The organism is Paenibacillus sp. PCH8, from assembly GCF_002968835.1.
Lineage (GTDB): Bacteria > Bacillota > Bacilli > Paenibacillales > Paenibacillaceae > Paenibacillus.
Genome location: NZ_PKQK01000003.1, coordinates 223,152 through 240,263, shown reverse-complemented (window position 1 = coordinate 240,263; position 17,112 = coordinate 223,152). Strand labels below are relative to the sequence as shown.

Annotated in this window: 16 protein-coding genes and 1 pseudogene; 3 read left to right on the top strand and 14 right to left on the bottom strand. The window is 40.7% G+C overall.

Features of this window, described 5'->3' with window-relative positions:
• Window positions 1-45 precede the first annotated feature (45 nt).
• The 9 genes and pseudogenes from C0Q44_RS18375 to C0Q44_RS18330 form a co-directional block, all read right to left on the bottom strand.
• The gene (locus tag C0Q44_RS18375; RefSeq protein WP_258166477.1) at window positions 46-642 is read right to left on the bottom strand and encodes an ATP-dependent DNA ligase; all 597 of its coding nucleotides are present in this window, start codon (window positions 640-642) and stop codon (window positions 46-48) included.
• Window positions 643-867: 225 nt separating this feature from the next.
• Window positions 868-1,068, bottom strand: a complete 201-nt coding sequence (locus C0Q44_RS18370) for a hypothetical protein (protein ID WP_105408717.1) — start codon at window positions 1,066-1,068, stop codon at window positions 868-870.
• Window positions 1,069-1,077: 9 nt separating this feature from the next.
• On the bottom strand, window positions 1,078-1,782 hold the full coding sequence (locus C0Q44_RS30515; RefSeq protein WP_219845190.1) for a hypothetical protein: 705 nt from the start codon (window positions 1,780-1,782) through the stop codon (window positions 1,078-1,080).
• Window positions 1,783-2,385: 603 nt separating this feature from the next.
• Window positions 2,386-4,065 (bottom strand): annotated as a pseudogene (locus tag C0Q44_RS18360) (carbamoyltransferase N-terminal domain-containing protein).
• Window positions 4,066-4,186: 121 nt separating this feature from the next.
• Window positions 4,187-4,375 (bottom strand): hypothetical protein, encoded by a 189-nt coding sequence (locus C0Q44_RS18350; RefSeq protein ID WP_105408714.1) that lies wholly within the window; start codon window positions 4,373-4,375, stop codon window positions 4,187-4,189.
• A 35-nt stretch (window positions 4,376-4,410) separates the two neighbouring features.
• On the bottom strand, window positions 4,411-5,409 hold the full coding sequence (locus C0Q44_RS18345) for a cysteine peptidase family C39 domain-containing protein (protein WP_105408713.1): 999 nt from the start codon (window positions 5,407-5,409) through the stop codon (window positions 4,411-4,413).
• Between the two features lie 1,264 nt (window positions 5,410-6,673).
• The gene (locus C0Q44_RS18340) at window positions 6,674-7,111 is read right to left on the bottom strand and encodes an Imm26 family immunity protein (RefSeq protein WP_105408712.1); all 438 of its coding nucleotides are present in this window, start codon (window positions 7,109-7,111) and stop codon (window positions 6,674-6,676) included.
• Window positions 7,092-8,195 carry an RHS repeat domain-containing protein gene (locus C0Q44_RS30510; protein WP_483874454.1) on the bottom strand — a complete coding sequence of 368 codons (1,104 nt, stop codon included), beginning with the start codon at window positions 8,193-8,195 and terminating at the stop codon, window positions 7,092-7,094. Before C0Q44_RS30510 ends, C0Q44_RS18340 begins: the two co-directional genes overlap by 20 nt.
• Complete coding sequence (locus C0Q44_RS18330; RefSeq protein WP_105408710.1) at window positions 8,192-8,539, bottom strand: hypothetical protein; 348 nt, start codon at window positions 8,537-8,539, stop codon at window positions 8,192-8,194. Before C0Q44_RS18330 ends, C0Q44_RS30510 begins: the two co-directional genes overlap by 4 nt.
• Before the next feature lie 92 nt (window positions 8,540-8,631).
• On the opposite strand from C0Q44_RS18330, the gene C0Q44_RS30280 reads away from it, so the two are divergent.
• On the top strand, window positions 8,632-8,850 hold the full coding sequence (locus tag C0Q44_RS30280) for a hypothetical protein (RefSeq protein WP_181151068.1): 219 nt from the start codon (window positions 8,632-8,634) through the stop codon (window positions 8,848-8,850).
• 723 nt (window positions 8,851-9,573) lie between these two features.
• Here the strand turns inward: C0Q44_RS30280 and C0Q44_RS18325 are convergent.
• From C0Q44_RS18325 to C0Q44_RS18310, 4 genes are all read right to left on the bottom strand, one after another.
• Window positions 9,574-10,557, bottom strand: coding sequence for a glycoside hydrolase family 43 protein (locus C0Q44_RS18325; protein ID WP_105408709.1), 984 nt, complete (start codon window positions 10,555-10,557; stop codon window positions 9,574-9,576).
• Window positions 10,558-10,585: 28 nt separating this feature from the next.
• On the bottom strand, window positions 10,586-11,395 hold the full coding sequence (locus C0Q44_RS18320) for a carbohydrate ABC transporter permease (RefSeq protein ID WP_374955128.1): 810 nt from the start codon (window positions 11,393-11,395) through the stop codon (window positions 10,586-10,588).
• A 40-nt stretch (window positions 11,396-11,435) separates the two neighbouring features.
• Window positions 11,436-12,332: a carbohydrate ABC transporter permease gene (locus C0Q44_RS18315; RefSeq protein ID WP_105408707.1), complete on the bottom strand. Its 897-nt coding sequence runs from the start codon at window positions 12,330-12,332 to the stop codon at window positions 11,436-11,438.
• An 84-nt stretch (window positions 12,333-12,416) separates the two neighbouring features.
• On the bottom strand, window positions 12,417-13,754 hold the full coding sequence (locus C0Q44_RS18310; RefSeq protein ID WP_105408706.1) for an ABC transporter substrate-binding protein: 1,338 nt from the start codon (window positions 13,752-13,754) through the stop codon (window positions 12,417-12,419).
• A 261-nt stretch (window positions 13,755-14,015) separates the two neighbouring features.
• On the opposite strand from C0Q44_RS18310, the gene C0Q44_RS18305 reads away from it, so the two are divergent.
• Complete coding sequence (locus C0Q44_RS18305; RefSeq protein ID WP_105408705.1) at window positions 14,016-15,080, top strand: GntR family transcriptional regulator; 1,065 nt, start codon at window positions 14,016-14,018, stop codon at window positions 15,078-15,080.
• Window positions 15,081-15,322: 242 nt separating this feature from the next.
• Here C0Q44_RS18305 and C0Q44_RS18300 read toward each other — a convergent pair whose 3' ends face one another.
• Window positions 15,323-16,159 (bottom strand): class I SAM-dependent methyltransferase, encoded by an 837-nt coding sequence (locus tag C0Q44_RS18300; protein ID WP_105408704.1) that lies wholly within the window; start codon window positions 16,157-16,159, stop codon window positions 15,323-15,325.
• Window positions 16,160-16,231: 72 nt separating this feature from the next.
• On the opposite strand from C0Q44_RS18300, the gene C0Q44_RS18295 reads away from it, so the two are divergent.
• Window positions 16,232-16,570 carry a cupin domain-containing protein gene (locus C0Q44_RS18295; protein ID WP_105408703.1) on the top strand — a complete coding sequence of 113 codons (339 nt, stop codon included), beginning with the start codon at window positions 16,232-16,234 and terminating at the stop codon, window positions 16,568-16,570.
• Window positions 16,571-17,112 lie beyond the last annotated feature (542 nt).

Genomic DNA, 17,112 nt, shown 5'->3' with positions numbered 1-17,112 from the left:
TAGGTCCAGGTGGGGAATTGTTATTCTCCCAGACTCCGCACCTCGTTATGCTACAGTCAAATCAACTAGTTTCTCTATTATTGGTGATCTTAGTTTACCATCTTTGGTAAAGCACTGAAATCGAACTTGGCAGCTTACAACTGGCTCAAGATAAATCCAATCCTTATTCTCATTTCTTACAAGCCTCTTGGCTTGAGAATGAAACTTAGACAGTATGTCTTTATGTGGTGGGAATTCAAGTATCCCTACGTGTTTGCCATTCAATTGTAGCCCCCAGCCAAATGCTCCTTTTCGAGTTGCTGAGACCTGGCAAGTTACATATTGATATGCCTTTATTTTTGTAATTACATCTTTTGGTCTTACATTTAAAAAATATGGTGCATCACTGTTGTATTGAACTATGCCCTCTAACCCCTGTTGTTTTACTCCTAAGAAGAGCTGGAGGCCGTCATCATATAAAGGTGTTATGGATATTGTCTCAGATGGGTTTAACACCGTCTGAAGAAGTTCACGCCTCTTATCAAATGTCATTGTCGTTACCGACTGGCCATCGACCCACAAAACGTCCCATATCGGAAATGGTAAAGTTAACCGGCTTGCCGGTGAGGGCTGCTGAAAATTTGAGGTTAGGGCTGGACACAGCTCAATAGAAATAAACTCTATATATTATAAAACAGAAGATTCTATTTTCTGGCATGGGTGTTTGTAGGGGAGAATGCATGTTGGAGGAGATATATTTCATTATTTCCTGAAGATAAGCAGAAAAAAAGCATCTCCTGGAGGAGATGCTTTTTTTCTTGAGTAAGAAACATTTGTTAGGATTGCTACTGGGAATCATTCGTCCTAAAGTGAGGAAGTATAAATATATTACTCTCTTTTTTCAGCATCTAATCGCCGACGAAATACCAAAGCCGAGACAGCAAATACAATAAACGATGCTGCTGAAGCAGCGGTAACCATCTTCAACACATTGCCTATTGGAGAGTTAAACAACAGAGCAACTGAGATGATTAAAACAGCACCAGTTAAACCCATCCCCAAAACCGAGATCGCTAAAATCTTGTTCATCAAATCACCTCACAGGTAATTGAAACAAGCTACTGCCCCAGCGATAGCACCACCACCAAGAAGTGCATATGCACCAATACATGCAGCACATATCGGAGCAGTCACAGGTGTCGGTACTGCACACGAACCCCCACACGCGACCGCAATAATATAAGCCGCCGTACCACCAATTCCAAGTACTGCTCCAAGACAACCTGCCACTGCGCCTACACTATTTGGTTGCACTCCAGAGTTAACTGGCTCTTCTGCAAGCATTTCTTCATCTGTGATATAAGGTCTGTCAGTGTCCACGGATTTAACAACTGATCCATTCAAATACGTCTCAACTCGGAAGTTTCCTGCCTCATTCTTGGTCACCAGCATTTCATTTGTCTGCAATACGGTATTATCCTCATCGAAGAATACTGTTACGTTACTAGGAAGGCTGTAATCCCCATGCAAAGGAACTGTAACAACCGTAACTCCACCGCCAACCGTGTACACACTCGATTTTTCCAAATCAAAAGCAGAGACAGGGGCGATATTCTCAATTTCACCTGCTTCTACTCCATGTAGCGTTGCATCGATCAATTCCTTGGCTTCATTACCTATAACTACAGCAAAATCTTGGCTGTTATCCGCTTGTGCTGTAACACTCAAATTTGGAGATAAACTTAAACAGAAAATAGACAAAATCATTAATACTGGCAAAAAGACCTTTTTCGCCTTTAACATAATAAAAAACCTCCTATTTTTTAATATTTCGTCATAACATTTCCTCTTCAAGATTGATACCATCTGTATGCAATTGCTTAGATACCAGTTCGATAGCATCTGCATGTTCAATGATGGCTTTTTCTTTCTCGTTGTCCGACGTACCTGGGAGTGTATTATAGAACTGAATGCTGCTAGGCCTGGATTTGGATTTCTTTTCCTGCCCCGAGTTGGTCTCCTGACACGTTGCCCATTAAGCTGAAGCTTAGGCCAAACGTACCCGCAATTAACCAAGTCTTCTTATATTTCAATAACATTCACGCTCCTTATAACCAGTTTTGAGGATTTCCCTCACATATATAGACACCCAAAAAGGAAAATAGTTTCCTTTTTATTCATTATTTTGTCACAGAGTCCAAAAAAAGTTATAATAAGCACCTATATGGACGACACACCGTAGAAACAAATTCCACATACTAAGTAAGAAAATCCGTCTCTAAAGGTATAGCTTCAGTAATCTGATCTAAGGTCCGAACAGGAACCTGAATAACCCCGTTCATAATTCTACTGAGAGTTCCTGAATTAATCCCTGCTCTCTCGGAAAAATGAGAGATGATTATTTGATTATCTTTTATGTGATTGTATAATTCTGATCGGATTGTATAATGTGTATTTGTGCCAATAAAGCCTTACCTGAATGTACTTTTTACTTAGATATACACCTAATCGGCAATAGGACGGTGTTCTTGTCCATTTCGGTAATCGGTACAAGTTCTTGTCCTTGGCTCGGGACAAGAACTTGTACCGATAAAACAAAAAAGCCGCTAAAATAGCGACTTTAATGGGACCATATTCTTGTCCCTCGACATCGGAATAAGTATTACTTAATAGTTTTTGAGTTTTTTCTCTATTTTCTTGAATTGTCCTTCTCTCTTCTATATCTAAATCTTCAACCCTTTTGTTACTTTGGGTTAGTTTGATGCTTATCTCTACTTCTTCATTTAGTATAAAAAAAAGATGTTCTGACATGCGACCTTTATAATATTCATACCACTCGTAACGCTCTATTGCACCTTGACATATTTGACCTGTTATTGGTTTCCCATCTATCATGGGCTGAGAATATCCAACCGCGTGTGTTGATCGGTTGCCAAGAGAACATGTGCCGAATTCAGCACTCTCCTGCATCCACCCAACCGAATGACGATGCGCTAGCAAGTCTGCTACCTGCTCCGCAATGCTCATTCCTAACTCTTGTCTGATCGTTGTCCATTCCCTCCAATGCGCAGTCTGCTCCTTAATCTGGTCTTGCATCTCTATTGCAGTTCCCCAGTAGACATGCTCCATTTCGGGCCGTGTCTTTTCCTCGCTATTTTCCATGGAAAACTGTGCCAGAGCAGCGCCCAGTGCTGCGCCTGCATCATGTGTGATCGGTTGAACAAAAACAGCGGTGAACAGGCCCGAATCCAGTAGCTTCGAGTTGAGAGCTACATTGCCGGCAAACTCTCCTCCCACGCACAATGTATCCATTCCCGTCTCTTCCTGGAAATACCGGACGATATGAAACACGATCGCCTCTAAGACTTCCTGTAGTGCAGCCGCCAGATTACATCGTTGTTCGATCCCTCCTGAATGGCCCTCTAATCGCAGACCTTCTATTAGTCCATTGGGGTCAAACCGCAATTTGTAGGCGCCATCAGGCAACAATTCATAACAGGCCTGAAAGAAGGCACGGTAAGGGGCTGCACGTCCCTTCATCGCGATGTGCGAGAGCTCCGTCAGACTTCCAATTGGGGGGTTCATGATTTCGCCAACCTGATGACAGAGACCAACCATTGAATCAACATCATGAAAAGTATGAAGCCGCTCTAGCTTTCCCTCGCTCCCCTTGGCTACAAGTCCGGAAAACCCATCTTCTGCCTTGTCAAGCGATAACACAAGTGCTCGTTCATAACCGGAACAGGCCCAAGCGCTCATCGCATGTGAATACTGATGCTTTACGAAGAATATTGCGCTTTCATTTATTTCGTAGCCACATTCCTCGTTAAGATACTACTGAATAAGCTGTCGCATGGTTCCATAAAGGGGATAGCGATTTGGATCATGCAGATAACTTTTCTGAATTAAATGATTATAAAACTTCTCCTCGCCATAGACTGCAACTCCATCGATGTCAGCTAGCGTCAAGCCGGCTTCATTCAAACATTTCTGAATCGCAAGCACAGGCCTCTTATTCGTGCCAGGGATGCGGTTGAGTCGCTCCTCCTCGATAGCAAAGCGCACCCTGCCATCCTCAACTAGCACAGCAGCAGCATTCTCACGAACCTTGCTCCAATTAAAATTGCTAGGCTCATCGTCCCAGATCTTGTCCAATCCCCCGCTTAACCCAAGTATTCGCATGCTTTAGTCCCTTTCCTTATCGTTTTTACCCGTTTTCTTCCGAACGGACAGGAACAACCTTTAAAATATTGCGTGGATCGATAATGACGTCGCCAATTACAATCGTCTGAGTCTGACGCTCATTGATTTTGCTATTGATTTCTTCTGCATTGTAATGCTCAACAGTCGTTGTGACTTTATTGTAGTCTTGTGTATAAATTTCAAGTCGGATCACCAGTGCTCACCCCCTCCACAAATTTACAATAGCCTTTATATAACTAGATTTTTAAGTATATTTTCGGTTAAAGCTTCATCGACTTCCTTTAGATTCACGGAGAGCGAGCGAACCCTCTCGATAGCCTCTTTGTTTGTACCAAGCGAGATTTTGAGATAAGCATGGCGTAACCGCATCGCGAGATCGACCATCTCACGGGGCTTGTTCAGCAGTTCATCGGCATGGTTCAGCCGATGTTGCCCATTCAAGTATTCCAAACGCATTGACATGCACTGCTTATGCTCCATTAGCAGGTGAGTCAACCGAATGTCATAGTAGAGCTTGTCCTCTCTGACCCTATCCAAATGATCCAGAAACCCATGATAAACTCCAATGCCGAAATCATACTGATCAGACAATGGATTAATAAAGGAACGTAATCGTTTAGTAGAATTGTAGGAGTCAAGATAATCAGTTAAAGCGTTCTGAATCGCTTCCATGTCCAGTTCATAGTGAATCCCCTTCTTGTAGATCTGGGTTATTGGTGCATCTACGCTCTTCATCGCCTGCGCCATCTGCTCAAATCGTACTTTGGTCTCCCGGTATATCATATTTTCGTCATAGCCAACAATTGTATAGGTTCTATCTGTGAGGTCATAGCCCTTGATCAGGACATCGTGATGGAAATGCTGTTGCTGGTAGGAACGCCGATGGGGAATGTAGTATTCATCTACTAAGGTATAAATATAAAACTGCTCCTGTAGTGAGGCTTGCAATAACTCATGGATATCGCATCCTAATTTCCCTAGGAACACATCCTTGATCAAGGGACAATAGTCTAGCCATGGAAACGCAGTATGGAAATCCTCCGATGGAGTAAGAAAGTCTATACGGTATTCAGTCGGATTTTCCCCTTGTCGTCCTACCAGTTGAATAAAGTTGGAATAGAACCACGGCCAGCTTTCCTCATGATGAAGAATAATAGATAGCCTATAGGCATGAAGCTGTAAATACTTAATTGGGGAATTCGCTAAAGGAAGCGAACATTTCTCCATGCATTCAACTCCTTTCTATATCTTTTAGTTTTAGTTAAGGCTAGCACACTTTTCCAACAACGTTAACCTGATGTATTATATGTCTTTAGAGGTCGGAGCCAATGATCAAAGAGAGTTGAATGGGTCTGAAAGGAGGAGTCGCTAAGAAAAAATAAAGTTTCCTGAGCAATTTAGACGGCCAACTAGTCAACAGGAACTATGACTTAGCGATAAGATCGGGTTGAGAACAGCTTTCCTTAGATTTTGTGGTAAAACTGGTGATGAAAGAAGATTAAGAAGAGAACGGAGTTTCTACATGGCAAAGGTCCTAACTTGCACCAGTTCCATGGACTTCCACCCCCAAGAGATTAGCCGGTTAAAGACAGAGTAAGTGATTACCAGCAGAAGTAATATGTGAAGCGACAAGGGTGCCTGAAGTGGGCCAAATAATTATATTTTTGGCGAAGGGGATTGTTGGTGTCAAGCAGGCTTTCTTTCCTACAAGTTACAAGGGAGTTTGGTTAAATTGAAGAGTATCGCCCTCATTACAAACCTGAATATGATCTGATTCATATGTTATCGTATTACTATGTTTGTAACATTCATGAACAGCTTAGAGAAGCCCAGCTTGAAGATTATGAAGTAAACAATAGTATGTCTGCCGTCTGGATCGACATACATCAGGCCATTATGCATAATCGACAGTTTAATAAAGTAAAGGGACCAAACTCTCTCCCTAAACAGGGACAAGAGTTTGGCCTTTATAATTAAACTAATCTGCCTGTTAGTTTAATGGATTAACAGGCAAAATAACGATTAGATAAACGCTTAATCGGCAATGAGAACATGTTCTTGTCTAATTCGGGTAATCGGTACAAGTTCTTGTACTCAGCGGCTAGTTCTAGTGCCAATATTTCGCTTTTTTAATACGTACCCGCCCATTTTTATTTCTATCGAGCTGTTTTTTCCATAAAAAAATTGATAACTGTGCTACAATATGCTGCCTGTTGAGTCTTAAATCACATCGTTTTTTTTGATGCTCACCTAATCGGCAATCGGACTATGTTCTTGTCCCTCGACAAGTTTAGTTTTGTTTTTTGTTAAAAAATTCAATTCATTCTTCTACTTGATTTTCTTAAATTTTGTGTAATCTCCAGCACCAATTAAAACTGCTAATGCTTCATCCATATACTAAATAAAGCTAAGGATCGCCCTTGTCGGGAAACGATCATTAGCTTTATTTTCATCAGAGTGATCTCTGGAACTATAGGTGATAAACTCTACACTATCTAGTCGGGTCTCGGTGCCACTTATCATCTCCCATTATTCTATCAACAATATGATGAGCTTCCCAAGCAGCCGCCATCTCTAACCCTTCACATTCTTCGTGAGTAGAAGGTCTAATCTCTCCCAAATGATATATTTCATACCCTCCTGATATCCTATCAATGATACAGGCAGGTGGGGGCCACGCCTCTTCTTCATCCGGGAACGGACGATTCTCAACGACCGGCCAATCGCCTGATTTCAGTACATCATCATATACACCCACGATAAATTGGTATTCCTCTTCTTGAGGTATCTCTTCTATCGTGTCACTTATCACATTATAGATTGCAATACTGGCATCTTTAAGCCTTCTCCCAAAGGCAAACTTACCGTTAGGCAGAGGTATAGCGTAGATATCACCCAATTTTATTCGTTTACGTCTCGTATTTTTCACGGTTTTCCAAACTCCTTCGTTGCGGCTTTAATATACTTACTGTACTTCTTATTTTTTGGAGCAATTCCATTATACGCATTACCAGAAGTGCCCTTTTCAGATTTGGCTCGGCATTTTTAATGATCATTTGCTGTTCTCTTCCACGTATTGCATTTTTGTTACTTGAAGACTTATCTATGAATGCACGACCATATCCTTGTTTGTTCATATGGTGAAACCTATCCCTTGCTGTAACGTTTTCCAAAGGTGTTTTTCTTCCACTTGTTCGCCCTGTATAAACCTTACCCGTTTTAGGATGAGTTTTAGTGTAAGTTTGATACGTTTTGGTTGTGGCTTTTTTTATTGCCTTAGTCGCTGCTTTTTGGGCAACCTTTTTGACTGCAGTTTTTACTACTTCTTTTGCTACGACTCTTACAATCACTATAATAATAATGGGGATAAAAGGGAAATTTCCATCATCATCTACTAACGAAACCGGATTATTTAGCGAGTAACTATATCCATTTCGGTTTAATGGAATTTCTAAATCCATATCCTGTTCAAGATCTAGAGTTATGAAATTTCCATGCTGAGGATTATAATATCGACTTAATAAATAATAGAATCCTGTTTCAGTATCATATTTATAACTAGCATACCGATAGGGGTTCTCTTTTGCAAGCGTACCGCTCTGGCTTAACACATTCCCCCATGCATCATATTCATACTTTGCTACTTCTTGTCCGTCTTCATCAGTTAAAGCTACAACATCACCATGACCGTTTAAGTGATAGTAGTAAGTATGTCCATTTTTAATCATTGCAACCGGACTACCACTGTCATCCCAAATATACTCTCGAAGTACATGGTTACTTCCATCTGTTTCATAAATCACTTCATCGCCATCGTAGAAATAATTTATTGTTCCAGACTGGCTAAAGGACTGGATACGTCGTCCCTTATCATCATAATCGTATTGAATAATCCTCTGACCGGCTTGATCTTTCACTTCGATTAATTGATCTAGTGCGTCATAAATGTAGGTGCGCTTGCCATCGTCTAATAAGTTACCATTTTTGTCGTACTGATATGCTTGCCCATCTATATCGGTAATCGGTACAAGTTCTTGTCCTTAGCTTGGGACAAGAACTTGTACCGATTACATATAAAAGCCGCTAAAATAGCGACTTCAATGGGAATATGTTCTTGTCCCTCGACAATACTCACCATAGTATCATCTGTAAAGATGAAATCATCATCAAAATCTTCTCTATTTAAAAATTCGGCTAGTATAAACTCTTCCGAATCTTTCGAACTATGAGTGTCAATGCTACTAACTGAACCAATTTCTAAATCAATATCGTTATCAACGCACCAAGAAAACATAGTTGAAAACTCTTCTTTTAACTCTTCTGGATCAAATATAATTTTACCCAACTGTTCTCTCATCTTTCTCTCCTAAAATAAATTCACCTAATTTATATCGATTTAATAATACTAAGTGATTACAATGTTTTATATAATCTACTTTAGATTTTTTAGTGAGAAAACAGTATTTTGAGGGTAAGTATTTTATTTTTGATATTGCCAAACAATTTGTCAATGTATCCACGCCATTCATCTACACTCAGGCAGTTATAGCACTCTTCCCGGCTGACGTCACAGAAGATCAGTTCGGCACCCAAGTCGTTCGTGCATGCGCTTCTCAGCATACCCGCCAATCACCCAAGCGCTTCTGCACTTGCCATACCTGGTCTTAATTATTTATGTACTGCCCTAACATTTGATAGCAACCCGTCAGGCAGCAAAGAGACAGCGGCGAACAATTTATCCATATCAACCACGATATCGCCACGGTTCATATGCTCAGCTACGTATTCGTCATGCCAGCTAGAAGCGGGCCGTATACGATATATACACTCAGTTTGAATTGATAACCGAATCGCCGGTTGATTTGATTGTGGCATTCATGGTGAACAACCATAAAGAAGCCGCTAAAATAGCGACTTCAATGGGAATATGTTCTTGTCCCTCGACAATAGAGTGTTCGATAAACCCCAAAATTATCACAAGTATTTTTTCCTCACTTTTGGTTAATTCATGGTTAATTTAAGTAGGTTGATTAAATACGGATTCAGTATATTGCCAAATGCAACGTGTGGCGGAACCTCGCCCTCTTCTTTCCATAGTTCATTTAGCTCTTTTATGTATAAAGTATTTAATATCAGCAATAGCCTAAGCATTCCGTGAACAACATTTTTATAATTTAACGTTATCTCTTTCCTCTTTAAGCAAGGTTAGTCCCACTCAACTCTTCGACTTATTTGTTAAACTATCCTGCCCTTATGATACGGTTCGGCGTATTATCATTAGAGCGAAATTGAAGGCACACAGTAGGGTGCCTTCGATGTTCTTACTGTCTCTCTTTGGCAAGTTGGATAAACGAACTCAAATCCATCAACCAACCTTGTTGTGACACTCGTTCATTGAAAAGAACGTGCAAGTGCTTCAACAGAGCTGCGGAAATCGGGTCTGCCGTCAGCCGTCCACAAAAGCGCTGTCACAAATGTATGGCGATTCGGATCGTACAGCGGATCTCCTATAATGTTCTTGTACGTTCTTGCGTGAAACACAAATAGCGTCTCTTCGTCGTCCTCTGACACCGTGAAGGAATTATGACCGGGACCATACATTGAGATGCTCTCATCTGTCGAGAGAACCGCTGTTTGCGACTTGCGCCATGAGGTGGCATCGAGCAAATCAGCATCCGCATCGGCTTCAAGTAGGCCCATGCAATAATTGAAATCGGTGGCGCTAGCCGAGTAAGAGAGGAATACCCGATTACCCTTGCGAAGAAAAGCCGCGCCTTCGTTCACTTTATAACCAATGATTTCCCAGTCATATTCCGGCATCGAAATCATCGTTTGCGACCCAGTCAGCGTCCACGGATTGCTCATTTTAGATATATACAGATTAGAGTTACCTCCGATGTTCGGATCCTTTTGTGCCCATACATAATAACGGCTGCCATTATGCTCAAAGGTAGTGGCATCGAGGGCGAAGCTTTCCCATTCGGTACGAACCGGCCCTCTTTCCATCCAACTGCCTTCGAGCGGGTTGTCATTTTCATTCTCTAGCACGTACATCCGATGGTCGAACAAGCCTTCATTCGTTTCTGTCGTGTGTGCGGCAGCGAAATACACGTACCATTTGTCATCAATAAAATGCAGTTCGGGTGCCCAAATATTGGCACTAAGGATACCAGTCTCGCGCTTTCTCCAGATCACTAGAGGAGTTGATGTAACAAGCTCCTCAAGGTTCTGGGCTCTACGGATTTCAATCCGATCATACTCCGGAACGGATGCTACGAAGTAATAATAACCATCCGAATGTCTGTAAATAAAAGGATCAGCTCTCTGTTCAATTAATGGTTGAATGTCGTGTGACGCTCGTTGTTGGATTTCCATCGTATCACCTGTTTCATCATAATATAGATTACCCTTTAACAGCGCCTGCAGTCATACCGTCTATGAAATATTTCTGAAAAGCAATGAACAGTATGAAAATTGGAATGATGGAGAAGAAGGAGCCCACGATCAATAGGTCATAGTTATTGCCATAAGGAGTTAACAACGTTTTCAAACCGATTGGAAGTGTATATTTACTCTGATCTCCCAACACCATGAATGGCCACAATAGATTATTCCAGCTATTCATACCATTCAATATGGCCATTGCTGCAAACGATGGCTTCATAATCGGCATAATTAGTCTGAAATAAATCGCATACTCGTTTGCGCCATCAACCCGCCCAGATTGAATAATCTCTTTGGGTATGCTTCGTAGATATTGCCTGAAGAAAAATATTGTCGCGGCATTGGCTATACCGGGCAGAATGATTGCCGAATAGCTATTCACCATTCCCAAATCATTAATTAGGCTGTACAAAGGAACCAGCAGTATTTCGAAAGGCACCATCATAATGAGCAAAACACATATAAAGAGGAAGTTCTTACCTTTAAAAGGATATGTTGCAAAACCATATGCAACAAATGCGCTTACAAAAAGTGTTAAAACCACTTGAACGATTGTTAAAATCATACTGTTCCAAAACCACACAAAATAATCATGTTCTCCAGTAAACAGAAAGATGAAATTATCAAAACTCATGATTTCAAAATCCAAACTTAGGTTAAGACCATATCTAACTAATGATTCACCTGGTTTAAAGGATGATAGGGCCACTGCGTAGAATGGGATCATAATTATAACGAATAGTATAATGAATAAACAAATAATTACTATTCTAGAGCTGAAATCACTCCTCGTCTGACTTCTGCCCACTTTAATCCTCCTCCTTTTTGAACATTCCACTAAATTTCAACTGCGTTAAATTGATAACCATAGCAATGACTAACAGAACGATACCAACTGCAGCTGCGTAACCCAGCTTATTCTGCTCAATCCCTTGTCTATACAAATATCCAACAATGGTTAAGCCAATATTTTGGGGTGATTTGTTACCGTTGAACATCATCAGGCTCTCGGTAAACATTGCTAAACCTGCATAAACACTTATTGTCGTAACATATACCGTGGTCGGCTTCAATAATGGCATTGTGATCGTTCTAAACTTCTGCCAAGCAGATGCACCGTCAATTGAAGCAGCCTCATAATATTCATTGTCAATGCTTTTCAAACCCGATAGATAGTAAAGCATATTAACACCTGTCCATCTCCAACATGCGAGGATTAACAGTGCTGCCATACTCCAATTTCCGTCTTTCAAAAATTTAATAGGCTCTACACCAAATAGACCTAGGAAACTGTTCATTAATGAACCTTCCATCTCACCGAATGTAAGGCGGAAAATGGTACCCGCAACTGCGACAGATGTCAATGCAGGGAGAAAGAACGAAGATTTAAAAAACTCTCTTCCCATCATTAACTTACTGTTGATCATAACGGCGAATAACATGGGAAAAGGAATCAACAGCACTAAGGTTCCTAACATGTACACAATGCTATTTTTAATAGATGTCAAAAACACTTTATCAGTAAGTAATTTCGAATAATTTGCTTCACCAATCCATTTAGGATCTTGTCCCAACATCCTATCTTGAAAGCTCATTACGAATGAATTTACAAGCGGGAAAAACCAGAATATCAAAAATATGAGTATAAATGGCAATACAAAAACATAAGGTGCAACTTTTTGAGAGTATACAAATTTCTTTATCATATTCTCAATCTCCCTTGACTATGGTTAAACCTGCCGACCACTATACCTGCCGACAGGTTTAATCAAATCATTTACTTGTTATATTTATTTCAATTCTTGTTCAATTGCTGCTTGTGCTTCATTCAACGCTTCCTTCACGTCTTGGCCATCTTCAAAGATAGCATTCAAAGTAACCGTATTGAATATATTGCCGATGGTTGGTGAAGCTTTAACGGACTTAATCGCTCTAATTTCGTCCTTGATTTCATTCAAAGTATCAAATGCATTTGTTTTAAAGTATTGGACGTATTCATTTTCAGGGTTTTTCGTAACTGCATCATCTTTCCATACTTCCATGTTGATTGGGTCAAATCCAAGTGTATTCCAGATTTCAGTAGTAGCTTCTTTCGAAAGCTTAGCAAAGGCTACAAATTCTTTTGCCAACTGAACGTCTTTACCATTCTTAGTAACAACTGTGCCAGTACCGCCTAAGCCAACGGAACGAGGATTACCTTCTTCAAATACAGGCAATGGAGCTATTGCATACTTACCTTTAAGGTCCTTCATTTCGTTTACAAAGCGGGACATGTACCACTCAGGCATCAATGCACTTGCGTAGTTGCCTTTGTTATATTCGCCTTTTGCTTCTTCTGTGTCGGGTTGTCCGCCAGGGATCGTATGAATAACATTGTTCTTCTGCAGATCGACTAACATTTCATACGCTTTAATCATTTCAGGCGAGTTCACTTTTGGATTACCATTTTCATCTGTAAAATCAGCATTTTGCTGAGCTAGTAGCAGCGATGCTTGCCACGAAGCTGATGTATCAGCCGTACCTAAGTACTTGCCAGTCTTTTCGTAAACCTTGATACCTGCTTGTTTGTAATCTTCCCACGTTTTGATTGTCTTGTAGTCAACACCTGCTTGTTCGAGAATTTCAGTGTTGTAGAAAGCAAGCGTAGCACCTACGTGATAATCAAAGCCATAAACCTGATCCGCTTTGGAGTAAATCTCGACACGTGAAGGAACAACAACGTCTTTGTATGGTGCAAATACATCATTCAAAGATTCCAGGGGAACGTTGTCACCTTCCAAGAATTTAGGGAATTGACCAAGCTCAATATCCGCGATATCAGGAGCACCTTTTCCGCTTGTAACTGCCAATAAGAGCTTGTTGTGCATATCATCGTAAGGCATAACCGTTACATTCAACTTAATCTGTTTGTCTGGGTTCTGTTGGTTCCATAACCCCAGCATTTTATCCAAATGCTTGCCGTGCAAATCTGCGAATGTCCAAAATGATAATTCTGTTGCATTCTCACCGGCATTAGCGCCTAATTGCTGTGTTTCCGTTTTTGAACCAGAAGGATTACCACATGCAGTAAAAACAAGTGACATAATAAGGAGTGTAACGATGGAGATTAAAGCACTGCGTTTTTTCATTTGTTCGTCATCCTCTCTTTTTTGTTATGCATTTGAAAAGTCGGCTGACTAGTTAGTTCTGTTAATTTAAGCGGTTACAATCCATCTTGGTACCACCATCCTTAACATAATTCTAACCTTTCAAAGAAAAGACCCCTTCGCAACAATTTCTCAGATTCCATATTGTAAGCGCTTTACATGCCGTATTATAATATATATGAAATAAGCTTTATATAACCAATTGATTATAAAATCATAAAGTTTATGGGGAGATGCTACTCTTTGAAAAAGCTGGCGCTCTACAAACAAATTCGAGAAAATATTATACAGAAAATTAAATCAGGGCAGCTTCGGCCAACGGACCGCATTTCTTCTGAACAAGAACTAATGGACGAATTCAGAGTAAGTAAAATAACCGTCAGGAACGCCCTAACCCTACTAGCTGACGAAGGATTAATTATACGCGTACAAGGCAAAGGCTCATTCGTCTCTTCTAGTCTTGTTGTTTCTAGCATCAATTTCTCGCCATCCCCACGCAGCGCGTCCTTCATGCCGCTCATCGGCTTCATCATTCCGACGATGAGAACCCGTGTCATTCAGAAGCTCGTTGACTACACGGAACACTTCCTACAAGAAGCCGGCCTCAGCATGGTACTAAGCATCACGCGCGAGTCCTCCTCTATCGAATCAAACGTCATTCGTACACTAACGGAGCTCGGTGTGAAGGGGCTGATCGTTTTTCCAACAGAAGATGAGAAGTATAACGAATCATTACTGCGTTTGTCACTCGATAAATTCCCGTGTGTGTTCATCGACCGCTATCTGCGCAACATTGAGACGTATACCATTACATCCGACAATTACGGCGGTGCGTATAAAGCTGTATCCCATTTGTTATCCAAGAGTCATCAGCAGATTGCGCTCATCTCACCTGAAAATGCCAATACAGCCGTCGAGGATCGCACGCTCGGCTTCGAGCAGGCGTACACAGATCAAGGCATCTCGATTGACAAGAGCTTGTGGTGTCACATCCCTCTCGACATTCTACGCAGCGAGCAAGCATTGGACTATGTAAGCAACTTCTTGCAGAACCACAGTGGAATTTCGGCAGCCTTCTCCTTGACTGAAGAAACAGCACGCCTTACATCCGCCGCTATCAGTCTTCTGAACGTTCACTCAAATATCGATTTGCTATCTTTTGATAATCCACATCTTTCAGGCGTAGCTTATGTGCAGCAGGATGAACAGGAAATGGCACGAACAGCCGTAAAGCTGTTACGTGAACAAATGGATGATATCTATTCTCCTAAGAACGCCGTCATTCCCGTGCAACTCATCTTCCCTTGACACGACAAACGTTGCAGCCAGGCGATAGATGAACTGGGCTATTGTTTGGTTTTACCGGCGATGTTGTTCATACTAGTTGTTATATTTCAAAATCATTATTTAGTGGCTGAACGTTATCATAAACAAAAAAAGGCACCTCTGTGGAGAGGTACCTTTAGCTATATTATCCGCAAGACATGTTTCTGGCTGAGCAACGGATAAACATTGAATCATGCTGCAGATTTCAAACACCATAAATAAATTTAGTTGTCATTGTATACAGCCTCCCTTTTTCGCAGTACCACTACGATATCTGTCTGAGGTACAAATAAATTATAATTCGTTACATGCACTTGTCTCGTTTCGGTTACTGATTCAATCTTTAATTCAGGAGGAAGACAGCGCTCTATGTGAGTAACTAATGTTTCTTTGGTAAATCTCCAAATTACACCATCAATCGAAGAGTTCGCCATATAACCACCGTCCGTTACAGAACCTGAAAGAGACTTGAGAACAACCGGGTCCGCAATAATGATAGATCCACCGTCACGTAGCAGTCTGCAGCTCTCTATGAAGGCTTTTTTGTGATAGCGAATGTGATGAAAGCTTCTTGCAAACAAAATCATATCGCAGCTATGATCAGGTAAAGAAGTCGGCTTATCAATGAAAGCATGGATATAAGAATTAAATCTTCCCCACTTCTTTCCAAGTTTTAGAGCATTTATATTCGGATCCATGTTGAGAAAACGAACATCCTTCTGCTTGCGAAGATACTTGTTCAATAAACCTGTACCACAGCCCACCTGAAGAACATCGCCCTTTAAAGGGGGTAAAACTTTGTAGACATTACGAGGAATAGGGAAATTTTGAACGTACATGGCCAATTCGTAGAAAATCGGATAACGCTCTTGCAATCGAACCAATTTACTGGTGTAGAAAGGATTCCGCTTTTTGTGACGTTTAAAGTCCCATTTGTTCAAATAGTAGACAGGGGTTAACAGCAAGAACAGAATAATAAAGACACTTTGGACGCTATAAATTCCAAGTTTACTAAAACGATCATTGGAATTATGAGACATCATTTGTTTAGAAGTATTCAAAATGATCACTCCCCTCTCACAACGCTATAAATGGTGTAGAACCTGTTCTATCATAATAAACGAATCCAATATATGGTTGAATGCGCCGAAAAATACAGACATACTGTCCATAAGCAATGCTTCCTTCCAAATGACTTACGGAGCGGAGGGAATCTGATCATGCATCACCATGATTTTGTTGAAATCGCTTATGTATATGAAGGAGAAGGGCTTCATCAGATTGGGGACCAATGTATTTTGGTTTCCAAAGGCGACTTGTTTGTCATCCCCCCTGGTGTATCACATGTGTTTCAACCACTGAATTTGAAAGAACAGGCTCCGTTATATATTATGAACTGTCTGTATAAGCCGTTTTTGGAGAAAGCATTTTCGTGGAGGCCTCAATTGGACAATGTATGTCGAGCGGCGTAACGAATTTCGCAACGTATTCGAACAAATGTTACATCAACAGGAGGCTGATGCTACGCCTTATTTAGCTGCTGCTCAATGCCAGTTACTGAGTAAATTATTCTACATTCTCTACAATAGTAAACAGCAGAAGTTGTACAGAAAGACCGAGATCAAGGAATTTTCAATACACCAAGCCATTCAATATATGGGGACCCATTATAGGAATACACTTACATTGCAAAAAATAAGCCAGCTTGTTGCGATGAGTACAAGAAATTTTCAACGAATGTTTAAAAAAGAAACGGGTATCAGTTAAATTCAGATGTTACAACACATTCGTATTTTATACAGTTGTAAACTGCTCGAGTATTCAAACTGGAGTGTTCAAAATAGTCTCGTAGCCGGTATCATATCAATCATAGTCGTCTTGGTTTTGAATGGTACAATGTTTTTGTCCCGCTTCAGTCCTCCAATACTATGTCATTGAAGTTAACTTTATTGCATAAGAAAACATCTTCGTTAGACTCACTTCTACACTTAGATATTTATCTAATTGGAAATTG